The organism is Bradyrhizobium sp. 23AC (assembly GCF_054863025.1).
The window spans coordinates 125,218-138,043 of sequence record NZ_JAVAYN010000002.1; the positions used below are offsets into that span (position 1 = coordinate 125,218).

14 protein-coding genes are annotated in these 12,826 nt (G+C 64.5%); 13 read left to right on the plus strand and 1 reads right to left on the minus strand.

Going from position 1 to position 12,826, the window contains the following annotated elements:
* Positions 1 to 145: 145 nt before the first annotated feature.
* The 5 genes from RAD10_RS05740 to RAD10_RS05760 all read left to right on the plus strand — a co-directional run bounded on the left by RAD10_RS05740 (position 146) and on the right by RAD10_RS05760 (position 4,495).
* Positions 146 to 418, plus strand: a complete 273-nt coding sequence (locus RAD10_RS05740; RefSeq protein ID WP_026201995.1) for a helix-turn-helix domain-containing protein — start codon at positions 146 to 148, stop codon at positions 416 to 418.
* Positions 419 to 524: 106 nt separating this feature from the next.
* Positions 525 to 2,267, plus strand: coding sequence for a SulP family inorganic anion transporter (locus RAD10_RS05745; RefSeq protein WP_461616681.1), 1,743 nt, complete (start codon positions 525 to 527; stop codon positions 2,265 to 2,267).
* Positions 2,268 to 2,340: 73 nt separating this feature from the next.
* Complete coding sequence (locus RAD10_RS05750; RefSeq protein ID WP_461616682.1) at positions 2,341 to 3,180, plus strand: shikimate dehydrogenase; 840 nt, start codon at positions 2,341 to 2,343, stop codon at positions 3,178 to 3,180.
* A 56-nt stretch (positions 3,181 to 3,236) separates the two neighbouring features.
* The gene (locus RAD10_RS05755; RefSeq protein WP_461616683.1) at positions 3,237 to 3,863 is read left to right on the plus strand and encodes a hypothetical protein; all 627 of its coding nucleotides are present in this window, start codon (positions 3,237 to 3,239) and stop codon (positions 3,861 to 3,863) included.
* Between the two features lie 29 nt (positions 3,864 to 3,892).
* Entirely contained in the window at positions 3,893 to 4,495 is a 603-nt protein-coding gene (locus RAD10_RS05760; RefSeq protein ID WP_461617057.1) for a single stranded DNA-binding domain-containing protein, read from the plus strand.
* A gap of 155 nt (positions 4,496 to 4,650) precedes the next feature.
* Here RAD10_RS05760 and RAD10_RS05765 read toward each other — a convergent pair whose 3' ends face one another.
* Positions 4,651 to 5,787, minus strand: a complete 1,137-nt coding sequence (locus tag RAD10_RS05765; RefSeq protein WP_461616684.1) for an alpha-hydroxy acid oxidase — start codon at positions 5,785 to 5,787, stop codon at positions 4,651 to 4,653.
* A gap of 116 nt (positions 5,788 to 5,903) precedes the next feature.
* On the opposite strand from RAD10_RS05765, the gene RAD10_RS05770 reads away from it, so the two are divergent.
* The 8 genes from RAD10_RS05770 (at position 5,904) to RAD10_RS05805 (ending at position 12,765) form a co-directional block, all read left to right on the plus strand.
* Positions 5,904 to 6,071, plus strand: a complete 168-nt coding sequence (locus RAD10_RS05770; RefSeq protein ID WP_461616685.1) for a hypothetical protein — start codon at positions 5,904 to 5,906, stop codon at positions 6,069 to 6,071.
* Between the two features lie 220 nt (positions 6,072 to 6,291).
* Positions 6,292 to 7,635, plus strand: a complete 1,344-nt coding sequence (gene glmM, locus RAD10_RS05775; RefSeq protein ID WP_461616686.1) for a phosphoglucosamine mutase — start codon at positions 6,292 to 6,294, stop codon at positions 7,633 to 7,635.
* Between the two features lie 298 nt (positions 7,636 to 7,933).
* The gene (locus RAD10_RS05780) at positions 7,934 to 9,181 is read left to right on the plus strand and encodes an MFS transporter (protein ID WP_461616687.1); all 1,248 of its coding nucleotides are present in this window, start codon (positions 7,934 to 7,936) and stop codon (positions 9,179 to 9,181) included.
* Between the two features lie 226 nt (positions 9,182 to 9,407).
* Positions 9,408 to 10,256 (plus strand): outer membrane protein, encoded by an 849-nt coding sequence (locus RAD10_RS05785; RefSeq protein WP_461616688.1) that lies wholly within the window; start codon positions 9,408 to 9,410, stop codon positions 10,254 to 10,256.
* A 168-nt stretch (positions 10,257 to 10,424) separates the two neighbouring features.
* The gene (locus RAD10_RS05790; RefSeq protein ID WP_461616689.1) at positions 10,425 to 11,252 is read left to right on the plus strand and encodes an outer membrane protein; all 828 of its coding nucleotides are present in this window, start codon (positions 10,425 to 10,427) and stop codon (positions 11,250 to 11,252) included.
* A 75-nt stretch (positions 11,253 to 11,327) separates the two neighbouring features.
* The gene (locus RAD10_RS05795; protein WP_092254995.1) at positions 11,328 to 11,918 is read left to right on the plus strand and encodes a glutathione S-transferase family protein; all 591 of its coding nucleotides are present in this window, start codon (positions 11,328 to 11,330) and stop codon (positions 11,916 to 11,918) included.
* A gap of 17 nt (positions 11,919 to 11,935) precedes the next feature.
* Positions 11,936 to 12,400 carry a GNAT family N-acetyltransferase gene (locus RAD10_RS05800; protein ID WP_461616690.1) on the plus strand — a complete coding sequence of 155 codons (465 nt, stop codon included), beginning with the start codon at positions 11,936 to 11,938 and terminating at the stop codon, positions 12,398 to 12,400.
* A 173-nt stretch (positions 12,401 to 12,573) separates the two neighbouring features.
* Positions 12,574 to 12,765, plus strand: a complete 192-nt coding sequence (locus RAD10_RS05805) for a hypothetical protein (protein WP_240536301.1) — start codon at positions 12,574 to 12,576, stop codon at positions 12,763 to 12,765.
* Positions 12,766 to 12,826: the final 61 nt, after the last annotated feature.

The following is a 12,826-nucleotide window of genomic DNA, read 5'->3' on the forward strand; positions in this document are numbered from 1 at the left end:
AAGAGGCAGTCTGGATTGCTTCGTCGCAAGAGCTCCTCGCAATGACGGAGGAGATAGGCGCAAGCCCCTTGCGCTTGGGTGATGTATTTTACATCATTGTACATGTCTCAGATATCATTTATAAGTTCTGGTAAGTGAGGCCAAGGTGATCACGTCGTTCCAGATGCGGGCAGCCCGCGCGCTGCTGGGCATTGACCAGAAAACCCTGGCCGAGCTCGCCGGCGTTTCGCTGCCGACCATCCAGCGGATGGAGGCCAGCACCGGCAATGTGCGCGGCGTGGTCGAGACCCTGATCAAGGTGGTCGAGGCGTTCGACCGGGCCGGTGTCGAGCTGATCGGCGAGCAGGTCCGCAGCGACAGCGGCGGGCGTGGCGTCCGCCTGAAGGAGCCCGGGCCGCCGCGTCGGGTGGGGGCGTGATCTTGCGGGTCATGCCCGGAGCAGACTGAACCAACGCACCGTCGCGTCCGAATCGCGGCCGCACGATGCAGTGGAGCATCGTGGGGCAGCGGAGCACTTTGCCGAGATGAGCATCACAAGCGATCACGCAAACCGGCTGCAACAGCTGCGTCAGCCGACCTTTGCCGAACTGTATCTGCCAAAGCTCGTCACCGTCTGGCGTGAAGGCTACGGCGTCGCTGACTTCCGCGCCGATGTCTTCGCGGGCCTGACGGTTGCGATCGTGGCGCTGCCGCTGTCGATGGCGATCGCGATCGCCTCGGGCGTGACGCCGGACCGCGGCCTCTACACCGCTGTCGTCGGCGGCTTCATCGCCTCGCTGCTCGGCGGCAGCCGGTTCCAGATCGGCGGACCCGCCGGCGCCTTCATCGTATTGGTCGCAGCGACCGCGGAACGTCACGGCGTCGATGGCGTCATCCTCGCCACCCTGATGGCGGGCGTGTTCCTGATCGCCGCGGGCCTGCTCCGGGTCGGCACCTACATCAAGTTCATTCCCTATCCGGTGACGGTCGGATTCACCGCCGGCATCGCCGTGATCATCTTCGCCAGCCAGCTCCGCGATCTCGGGGGCATCACGCTTGCGGGGAAAGAGCCCAGCGAGTTCGTTCCAAAGCTGGTCGCGCTCGCCGGCGGTCTCAACACCATCAATCCATCCGCCGTGGCGGTCGCAATCATCAGCATCGCCATCATCGCGGCCTTGCGGATCTGGCGGCCGTCCTGGCCCGGCATCCTGATCGCGGTCGTGCTCGCCGCCGTTGCGTGTGCCGTGCTGTCGCTGCCGGTGGAAACCATCGGGTCGCGCTTCGGCGGCATTCCGCGCGAATTGCCGTCACCGGCGCTGCCGGCGTTCTCGGTCGCGAAGGCGAGCGCCGTGCTGCCGGATGCGATCGCGTTCGCGCTGCTGGCAGCCATCGAATCGCTGCTGTCGGCGGTAGTCGCCGACGGCATGACCGGGCGCCGTCACCGCTCCAATTGCGAGCTGGTGGCGCAAGGCGCCGCCAATGTCGGCTCGGCGCTGTTCGGCGGCATCTGCGTCACCGGCCTGATCGCGCGCACCGCGACCAACATCCGCGCCGGCGCGCGCGGGCCGCTGGCAGGCATGCTGCACTCCGTGTTCCTGCTGCTGTTCATGCTGATCGCGGCGCCGCTCGCAAGCTACATTCCGCTGGCCGCGCTCGCCTCGGTGCTGGTCGTGGTGGCCTGGACCATGGCGGAGAAGCACGAATTCGCCACGCTCCTGCGTTCGTCGTGGGGCGACGCCGTCGTGCTGCTCGCGACCTTCCTGCTGACGATCTTCCGCGATCTCACCGAAGGCATCCTGGTCGGCTTTGCGCTCGGCGCCGTGCTGTTCATCCATCGCATGGCGGAGATGACGGGCATCGAGGAACGCTCGCCACTCGTCGCCGGCGATCGTCCCGACGACGGCAACGGCGATCGCGTTCGCTACGATCCTGCGCTTGCGGTCGATCGTGACGTGCTGGTCTATCGCATCACCGGCGCGTTCTTCTTCGGCGCGGCCTCTGCCATCGGCGGCGTGCTCGACGAGGTCGCCGACAAGCGCAAGGCCTTCGTGGTCGATTTCGCCGCCGTGCCGTTCCTGGATTCGACGGCGGCCAACGTGCTCGGCCGCGTCGCCGCCAAGGCCCACCGCCAGGGCATCCGGCTGTTCATCACGGGGGCTTCGCCCGCGGTCCGCCGCGCGCTGCTCACCCATGGCGTGACGCCGCCGCGGGCGCGCTATCGCCAGAGCCTCGAACGCGCGATTGCCGACATCAAGGGCCGGGCGGCCGACGAGGCTGCGGCGGACTAGCGACGTCCGCACGCTTGACAGGCCCCACGGGACGCGAAATGGATCGCCTCGGGAATACGACCCCGAGGAAAAGATGACCGCGCCCAAAGCTCCTGCAGCCTGTCTGATCGGATGGCCGGCCGCGCATTCGCGCTCGCCGCTGATCCATCATTACTGGCTGCGCACGCTCGGCATTGCCGGCGGCTATGTCATCGAAGCGGTTCCGCCCGAGGATCTCAGGGATTTCGTGCTGCGGCTATCGCTGCGCGGCTTCGTCGGGGCCAACGTCACGATCCCGCACAAGGAAGGCGTGCTGGCGCTGTCGGCGCCCGATGCCCGCGCCAAGGCCGTCGGCGCGGCGAACACGCTGTGGTTTGCCGACGGCGAGCTGCGCTCGACCAACACCGACGTCGAAGGTTTCATCGGCAATCTCGACGCCAGCGCGCCCGGCTGGGATGCTGCCGAGGAGGCGCTGGTGCTCGGCGCCGGCGGCTCCTCGCGGGCGGTCGTGTTCGGTCTGCTCGAGCGTGGGATCAAGCGCATCCATCTGGCCAATCGCACCATCGCGCGGGCCGAGACGCTGGCAAAACAGTTCGGGCCGAACGTGCATCCCGTGACGTGGGACGGGATCGACGACGTGCTGCCGCGCGCAAAACTTCTCGTGAACACGACCTCGCTCGGCATGCACGGCCAGCCCTCACTCGATGTTGATGTCGCGCGCCTGCCGCAGGCGGCGGTGGTCGCCGACCTCGTCTATGTCCCGCTGGTGACGCCGCTGCTCGCGGCCGCAACGGCGCGTGGCCTGAAGACGGCAGACGGGCTCGGCATGCTGCTGCACCAGGCGGTGCGCGGCTTCGAGCTGTGGTTCGGCCGGCGGCCGGAGGTCACACCCGAGCTGCGGGCGCTGGTCGAGGCCGATCTCACAAAGACTTGAGAGAATAGCGCGCGTCGTCCGGAGTTCTCCATCCGTGGGGACAATCGGAGACCGTCATGTCTGTTCAACGTGCAACTTTCACACGTCCGCTGATCGCCGTCGCGATGGTGGCCGCTTCCACCCTCTATGCCTACGCGCAGCGGGCGCCGGTGCCGACGCGCGTGCGCGGCACGATCGAAAGTGTCAATGGTGACACGATGCAGGTCAAATCGCGCAGCGGCGAGGACGTCAAGCTACGCATCGCTCCCGACGTGAACGTATCGGGGATTACCAAAATTTCACTCGCCGACATCAAGGTCGGCTCCTTCGTCGGCGCCACCACGGTGCCGGGACCGGACGGTGGCCAGAACGCGGTCGAGGTCCACGTGTTTCCGGAGAGCATGCGCGGCACCGGCGAGGGCTCGCGGCCCTATGACCTCAAGCCGAATTCGAGCATGACCAACGCCACGGTGTCGGAGAGCGTGATCGGCAATGACGGCCATACACTTCTGGTCAAGTACAAGGATGGCGAGAAGAAGGTGTTCGTCGCCGACAACACGCCGGTGGTGACCTTCGTGCCCGGCGACAAATCCGACCTGAAGGCCGGCGCCAAGGTCATCGCCTTCATGAAGCAACTGCCGGACGGCTCGTTCGAGACCAACCGCGTCAGCGTCGGCCGTGACGGCCTGACGCCGCCGATGTGAGAAAGGACCGGATCATGCTGACTTCGACGATGAAATCCGGCCTGCTCGCAGCTGTCCTCACCCTCGCATCGTTCGCGGCCTCGGCGCAGCAGGCGCCGACGGTCCGCATCCGCGGCACCATCGAGAGTGTCGACGGCAACATGCTCGGCATCAAGACGCGCGAAGGCAGCGACGTGAAGGTGCGCATGACCGACAACGTCGCCGTCTTCGCCGTGGTGAAGACCCAGCTCGCGGAAATCAAGGAAGGCTCCTATATCGGCGTCACCGGCATGCCTGAACCGGACGGCACGCAGAAGGCGATCGCGGTGCACATCTTCCCGGAGAACCAGCGCGGCGCAGCCGAGGGTTTTCGTCCCTGGGACGCGCGTGCCAATTCGACCATGACCAATGCCACCGTGGCGCAGACGGTGAAGGGCACCGACGGCCAGAACATCACGGTCAAGTACAAGGACGGCGAGAAGAAAGTCGTGGTGCCGCCAGACACGCCGATCGTCACCTTCATCGCCACCGACAAGTCGGACGTGAAGCCGGGCGCCAAGCTGATCATCTTCGGCGCGGCGAAGAAGGACGACGGCTCGCTGGAGGCGAACCGGGTGAATGTCGGACGGGATGGAATTACGCCGCCGATGTGAGACCGCGGCAAGTCGTTGGACTCGCATGGTGGGTTAGGCGAAGCCGTAACCCACCATGCTTCCACACATGCGGATCGAAGTTGGTGGGTTGCGCACAGCGACTGCGCTTGACGCAGCCGCAGAGCTAACCCACCCTACAGCACCGCCGCTGCACCTCACATCGCGATGACATGATCGTCGATCTCGTCGATCCGGTTGACGCCGCACAGACCCATGGTGGTGAGCAGCTCTTTCTGGATGATGTCGATCGCCTTGGCGACGCCGGCCTGGCCGCCGGCACCCAGGCCGTAGGCATAGGCGCGGCCGAGCATGCAGGACTTTGCGCCGAGCGCAAGCGCGCGCATCACGTCCTGGCCGGAGCGGATGCCGCCGTCGAACATGATCTCCATCCTGTCACCGACCGCATCGGCGATCTCGGGCAGCACCTCGATCGAGGACGGCGCGCCGTCGAGCTGCCGGCCGCCATGGTTGGAGACGACGAGGGCCTGCGCGCCGGTCTTGGCCGCTTCCTCGGCGTCCTCGACGTCGAGGATGCCCTTGATGACGAGCTTGCCCGGCCAGATGCTGCGGACCCACTCGACGTCCTTCCAGTTCAGCGAGGTGTCGAACTGCGAGGCCGTCCATTCGGCGAGGCGATTGAGATCCTCGGTGTTCTTCACGTGGCCGGCGATGTTGCCGAAGGTGCGGCGCTTGCCCTGCAGCACGCCGGAGACCCAGCTGGGCTTGCTGGCGAAATCCAGCAGCTTCGACAGCGACCATTCGGGGGGCACCGTCATGCCGTTCTTGATGTCGGCGTGGCGCTGGCCGATCACCTGGAGGTCCACGGTGAGCACCAGCGCGCTGCACTTGGCCGCGATCGCGCGCTGGATCAATTCCTTGATGAAGCCGCGGTCCTTCATGACGTAGAGCTGGAACCAGAACGGCTTCTCGACATTGGCGGCGATGTCCTCGATCGAGCAGATCGACATGGTCGATTGCGTGAACGGGATACCGGCGGCCTGCGCTGCGCGGCAGGCGTAAATTTCGCCGTCGCCATGCTGCATGCCGAGCAGGCCGACGGGCGCGAGCACCAACGGCATGGTCGAGGGCTCGCCGAGGATCGTGGTCGAAGTGTCGCGCTTGGAGACATCGACCAGGATGCGCTGGCGGAACTTGATCGCCTGCATATCCTCGCGGTTGGCGCGCAGCGTCTCCTCGGCATAGGAGCCGCGGTCGCAATAGTCGAAGAACGCCTTCGGCACGCGGCGCTTATGCAGCGTGCGAAGATCGTCGATACAGGTGATATGTTTCATGATCGTTCCCCGGCCCGTCTTCTACCAAGAGTCTTGCATCGGAAGATTTCGGGGTCATCTAGCATGGTTGGATGCACAGCCAAATCCGTTTGCAGACCGTTTTGCAGGAGGGCGCCATGACGAAGCCGCACGCTGGACCTTCGCCGGCAGAGATCAAGGAGAAGCGTGATCTCGAGGAAGCCCTGGAAGAGGGTCTGGAAGAGACCTTTCCCGGCTCCGATCCCGTCAACGTCACTCAGCCGGCGCCGAGCCGCGGCGATGGCCACGTGAAGCGCAGCGATTAAACGGGTTCCATCCTATTCCGGCGCCATGGGTAGGAAATATAATGTTAACAAGAGGTTGTCGGAACGGCGGCGCCCCGGTTCCGTAATGATTCATCATATTTTTTGAAGCCAAGTTAGCCTCACAGGCATTATAACACGCCTAGCAAATCAGGGATGCGGGCCCCGTTCGGGCAGCCCGTAGTTGTAGAGGGGATCCCCTGGTTGTTGCTCGGGGGACGATATGAGTCGCAAATATTTCGGGACGGACGGGATTCGGGGCCGCGCCAACGGACTGATCACGCCGGAGCTCGCGCTCAAGGTCGGCCAGGCCGCAGGCCTTGCGTTTCAGCGCGGTGACCACCGCCACCGGGTCGTGATCGGCAAGGACACCCGCCTGTCCGGCTACATGATCGAATACGCGATGGTCGCCGGCTTCACCTCGGTCGGCATGGACGTGCTGCTGGTCGGCCCGATGCCGACGCCGGCGGTTGCGATGCTGACCAAGTCGATGCGCGCCGATCTCGGCGTCATGATCTCGGCCTCGCACAATCTGTTCGAGGACAACGGCATCAAGCTGTTTGGCCCGCAGGGCTTCAAGCTCTCCGACGACGTCGAGCGGCAGATCGAGCAGCTGCTCGACGAGCCCATCGACAAGCGGCTGGCACAGAGCGCGAGCCTCGGCCGCGCCCGCCGCATCGACGGCGTGCATGACCGCTACATCGAATTCGCCAAGCGCACGCTGCCGCGAGACCTCTCGCTCGACGGCCTGCGCGTCGTGATCGATTGCGCCAACGGCGCCGCCTACAAGGTGGTGCCGGAAGCGCTGTGGGAGTTGGGCGCCGACGTCGTGCCGATCGGCGTCGAGCCCGACGGCTTCAACATCAACAAGGATTGCGGGTCGACCTCGCCGGAAGCACTGTCGCGGAAGGTGCGCGAGATGCGCGCCGACATCGGCATCGCGCTGGACGGCGACGCCGATCGCGTCATCCTGGTCGACGAGCGCGGTCATGTCGTCGACGGCGACCAGCTGCTCGCGGTGATCGCGCAGAGCTGGAAGGAAGACGGCCGCCTGTCGCGTCCCGGCATCGTCGCCACCGTGATGTCCAATCTCGGGCTCGAGCGCTTCCTGAAAGGGCAGGGGCTCGATCTGGTGCGCACGCCGGTCGGCGACCGCTACGTGCTCGAGCAGATGCTGAACGGCGGTTACAATCTCGGCGGCGAGCAATCGGGCCACATCATCCTGTCCGACTACGCCACCACCGGCGACGGTTTTGTCGCTGCGCTGCAAGTGCTGGCGGTGGTGCAGAAGCTGCGTCGGCCCGTGTCGGAAGTCTGCCACCGCTTCGATCCGCTGCCGCAGATCCTCAAGAACGTCCGCCACAAGGGCGGCAAGCCGCTCGACGATTCCGACGTCAAGTCGGCGATCTCCGACGGCGAGAAACGGCTCAACGGCCACGGCCGCCTCTTGATCCGCTCCTCCGGCACCGAGCCGGTGATCCGCGTCATGGGCGAGGGCGAAGACCGCATCCTGGTCGAGGACGTCGTCGACACCATCGTCTCCGCGCTCGGCCAGGCGGCGGCCTGAGGTCCCAAGCACAGTGCCGTAGGGTGGGCAAAGCGAAGCGTGCCCACGCTCCTGTTGCCGTATCGGAAAGATCGTGGGCACGGCGCAAGGGCGCCTTTGCCCACCCTACGATTCCATTTTCCTGACGAGATCCAGACCTTCATGGTGAGGAGCCCGCTGAAAGCGGGCGTCTCGAACCATGCAGGGTCGCGCTGCTCAGAGCGAGTGCATCCCAGCCATTTGCGATTGGCGCTGGATCGGCCCGCGCCCGTATCGTAATCAGCAGGTCGCGGCAATCTGCCGCGCCGGGGCCGCTGCATTGAACAAGCCTGTCGTCGTCTCAGAGGAAACCCTGACCGAGCCCGTCGTCGTGGCTGACGTGGCACCCGCCGCCAAAGCGGCCGGGCCGGCCTATGTCGTGCTCGCCGGCATCAGCTTCTCGCACTTCCTCAACGACACCATGCAGTCGCTGATCGCCTCGGTGTATCCGATCCTGAAGGATACCTACGCGCTCGACTTCGCGCAGATCGGCATGATCACGCTCGCCTTTCAGTTCACGGCCTCGCTGCTGCAGCCGGTGGTCGGGCATTACACCGACAAGAAGGCGCAGCCTTATTCGCTGGCGATCGGCATGGCCTCGACCTTCTTCGGCCTCCTGCTGCTCAGTGCCGCGCACCAATATCTCGTCATCCTGGTCGCCGCCGCGCTGGTCGGTCTCGGCTCGGCGGTGTTTCACCCCGAATCCGCGCGCATTGCGCGGCTCGCCTCCGGCGGCCGCTACGGTTTTGCGCAATCGGTGTTCCAGCTCGGCGGCAGTTTCGGCACCTCGATGGGGCCGGTGCTGGCGGCGCTGATCGTGGTGCCGTTCGGGCAGGGCAGCATCGCCTGGTTCTCCTCGATCGCCTTCCTCGCGATCCTCATCCTCTGGCGCATCGGCCGCTGGTACGCGCCGCAGATCAAGGCGAAGAAGACGGCGGCGGTTCAGGCCCATCCCGACGCGCCGAGCTCGCGCCGCGTCGCCGTTGCGCTGCTCGTGCTGGTGGCGCTGCTGTTTTCAAAACAGCTCTACGTCTCGAGCCTGTCGAGCTACTACATCTTCTACCTGATCGACCGGTTCGGCGTGTCGACGCAGGCAGCGCAGATCTATCTCTTCATCTTCCTCGCGGCGAATGCGGTCGGCGCGTTTCTGGGCGGTCCCTTGGGCGATCGCTTCGGCCGCAAGATCGTGATCTGGATCTCGATCCTGGGCGCGCTGCCCTTCACGCTGGCGCTGCCCTATGCCGGGCTCGTCGGCAGCGCGGTGCTGTCAGTCATCATCGGCCTGATCATATCCTCGACGACGTCGTCGATCATCGTGTTCGCGCAGGAGCTGGTGCCGCACAGATTCGGCATGATCTCCGGCGTGTTCTTCGGCGTTGCCTTCGGCATCGGGGGGCTGGGCGCCGCCGTGCTCGGCAAGCTCGCCGACCACACCTCGATCGAGTTCGTCTACCAGGTCTGCGCCTACCTGCCGGCGATCGGCCTGCTTGCGGTGTTCCTGCCCAAGCTGCCGCGGCACGCGCGTTAACGGATTCTCTCCCGCTGCACTGCGGCTTTACACATCGTTAGCAATTGCGGCGCGATGCGCTGCAATTTTGCAACGCTTCTCGTCCGTGCACGCGAGCGGTCAGGAAAAATCAACCTTAAAAATTAGGGTTAAGTGGCGCTTAAGCATTTGCTGGCATCGTCCGCTCCGTGAGTTTCCAGAACGTGAGGCCTGTGTATTTGCCTCACCGGCCAAAAGGACGAAGCCAATGCGTAGCGTTAAGTCTTTCCTTGCCGCGGGTGCGGCAACCCTGATCTCGTCGATGGCGTTTGCTGCCGATATGCCGATCGCGGCGCCCCCTCCGATGTACGCGCCGCCGGCCCCGCCCGCCGATTTCGGTGGCTGGTATCTGCGCGGAGACATCGGCTTCAGCAATCAGAAGACGAAGGATCTGCGCTACGGTCGCGAGTCGGCTTATTCGCAGCTCACCTCGTTTGATCAGCAGACTTCGTTCGACGCGGCCGGCATCTACGGTGTCGGCGTCGGCTACCGGTTCAACAACTGGTTCCGTACCGACGTGACCGGGCAGTACCGCGGCAATTCGAACTTCAAGGGAACGGATCGTTTCACCGGAACCGCGGGCGGCGTGCCTTACAGCGGCATCGACAATTACGGTGCAAGCAAGTCCGAATGGCTGGTCTTGGCGAACGCGTACGTTGACCTGGGTACGTGGTGGTGCATCACGCCGTTCATCGGTGCCGGCGTCGGCGGCGCGCGCGTTTCGATCGCGAACTTCACCGACACGGGCATAAACAACCTCGCAGTCGGAAATACGAGCTTCGCCAGTGCACCGACCGGTTCGAAGTGGAATTTTGCCTGGGCGGCCCATGCCGGTCTTGCTTATAAGGTCAATCCCAACCTCGTCCTCGAACTCGCCTACAGCTACGTCGACCTGGGTCCAGGACAAACCGGTGTCCTGTCGGACTACACCGGAGGGACCACCGGCAACGTCTTCAAGTTCAAGGATATCACCTCGCACGACCTGAAGTTCGGAGTGCGCTGGAATCTCGACAGCCCGCCGGCCTACATGCCGGCGCCGCTCGTCACCAAGGGCTGATCGACACTTCGATCGGTTAGGACTTCTTAACGGCGCGGGATCATCCCGCGCCGTTTTGCTTTGCGTATTTTTCATGGCGAGTAGCGATGAAGGCGGCCAACGCAACCATTGGTTAAGGTTAACGAGCCATGATCACGGATGAAAGTTCGAGTTCGATGGAGCGTTGCGATGCGTGGCCTTTTGTTGGCGGCGGCGATGTTGGGGACGGTGTCTGCCGCGCATGCGGCCGACATGCCCGATCTTCCCATCCTGCGCGGCAGCTTCACTGACGGCCTCACCCGGTCCAGCGTCAACTGGCAAGGCTCCTATATCGGAGCACAGGCCGGTTATGGCTCGTCCGACGAGAACTTCAACGGCTCGACCAGCAACATGATGGCTGCCCTGTTGGCGGATACGTTGATCGAGAGCTCGATGGGCGTGTCTCAGTGGAATCTCGGACTGGGCAAGGCCTCGCAGCGCACCACCGGTTACGGCGCCTTCGTCGGATACAATGCACAATGGGACGACGTCGTCCTGGGTCTCGAAGTGAGCTGGCTGCATGGCAGGTTCGGAGGATCGTCGTCGGCCAGCGAACGGCGCGTCAGCCCCACTGCACTGTCCGACGGCAACTTCCATGATGTCACGGCGACGTCGACCTCTTCGATCAACATCAGCGACATCGGAACGTTCCGCGGCCGCGCCGCCTACGCATGGGGATGCTTCCTGCCCTACATGTTTGCGGGGCTCGCGCTCGGTAATGCCGACATCGTGCGCACCGTCAGCGTGCAGGACCGCGTGAGCGCGACCCAGCTCGGGGTCTACACGCCGCTGGCGCCGTTGACCTCGACCGATGCCCAGCACAATCACCTGATCTACGGCTACACCGCCGGTCTCGGCGTCGACGTCAATCTGGTGGGCGGCTTGTTCATGCGCGCGGAGTACGAATATATCCGCTTCACTTCCCAGGTCGACACCAGCATCAATACCGTCCGCGCCGGCCTCGGCTACAAGTTCTGACGGGACCTCGCCGCGCCGCGGTTGACAGCTCCCTTGCGTGCTGATGCTCTGTCGCTCCAACGCGGGGCGGCAGCGATGAAGATCTACGGCGACAGCAATTCCGGCAATTGCCTGAAAGTGAAGTGGGTCTGCGACAAGCTCGCATTGCCCTACCAATGGATCGAGATCGACACGCGCAAGGGCGAGACGCGCACGCCGCAATTCCTTGAGATGAACGGCGCAGGCCAGGTGCCCACCGTCGCATTCGACGACGGCCGCACGCTGGCGCAGTCCAATGCCATCATCCGCTATCTCGCCCGCGACAGCGCGCTCGTTCCGCGCGACGCCTTCATTGCGGCCAAGATGGACGAATGGCTGTTCTGGGAACAGTACAGCCACGAGCCCTATATCGCGGTGTGCCGCTTCCTCCTCGTTTATCTCGGCAAGGACGCATCCGCGCTCGACCCCGAAAAGGTCAAGCGCGGCTATGCGGCGCTCGACCGCATGGAGCAGCATCTTTCGGCCGGCCGCTTCTTCGCCGGTGAAGAGGTTTCGCTCGCGGACGTCTCGCTGCTCGCCTATACCCGCGTGGCGCATGAAGGCGGCTTCGATCTCGGCCGCTATGCCGCCCTCCGCCGCTGGATCGGGGAGGTCGAAGCGTTTCTCGGCCTCCCACCGGCGCGCTGAGGTTGGAGTTGTCTGACATGAACGCCGAAACCGTCTCCATTCGCCGCGCGCGCCGCGACGACGTTCCTGCGATCGTGGCGATGCTCGCCGACGATCATCTCGGCCGCGCGCGCGAGCGCGTCGAGGATCCGTTGCCTGCCGCCTATTACGAGGCCTTCGCGCGGGTCGAGCGCGATCCGAACCTCACGCTCGTGGTTGCCGAGAGCGAGGGCAGGGTGGTCGGCTGCCTGCAACTCGCGATCCTGCCGGGCATCAGCTCGCAAGGCGGCGTGCGCGGCCTGCTGGAAGACGTTCGCGTTGCTTCGGATTGTCGCAGCCGCGGCATCGGCGAGCGGTTGGTGCAATGGGCGATTGCGGAAGCGAAGGCGCGCGGCTGCAATCTGGTCGAGTTGCTGACGCATGCGAGCCGCGTCGATGCGCGGCGCTTCTACAAGCGGCTGGGATTCGCGGCGAGCCATGTTGGTATGACTGTCCGCTTTTGAGGCAGCTCCTCGCGAGCCTTGCGCGATCAGCGAATTCGGATCGCGCGTTCGTTCATCTTAACAGCTGATAAACTACCCAGCCGTCGTTCACGTTGATCCGGGAACGAACGGTGCTACGGCAGCTTCAGACACCGGGCTCTGTCGGTTCGGGGATTTCGATGACAAGCTATTCAATGATCAAGGTCGGCAACGATTACGTCGTGCAGGCCAATGACAAGTGCATTTTGAAAGTCGGCAGCCGCCGCAGAGCCGCGCAATTGATCAGCGAGGCCACGGACTTGCTGAATGCGCTCGCGGTCGTCGAATCCCCCGATATCGCACCGGAAGCACCATCACGCCGCCGTGAGACGCCGGAACTTCCTTGACGACTCTTCCTGTTTCCCGTATCAGCCGCGGCGGGACACCTCCCCCCAACGGGAGGCTGAC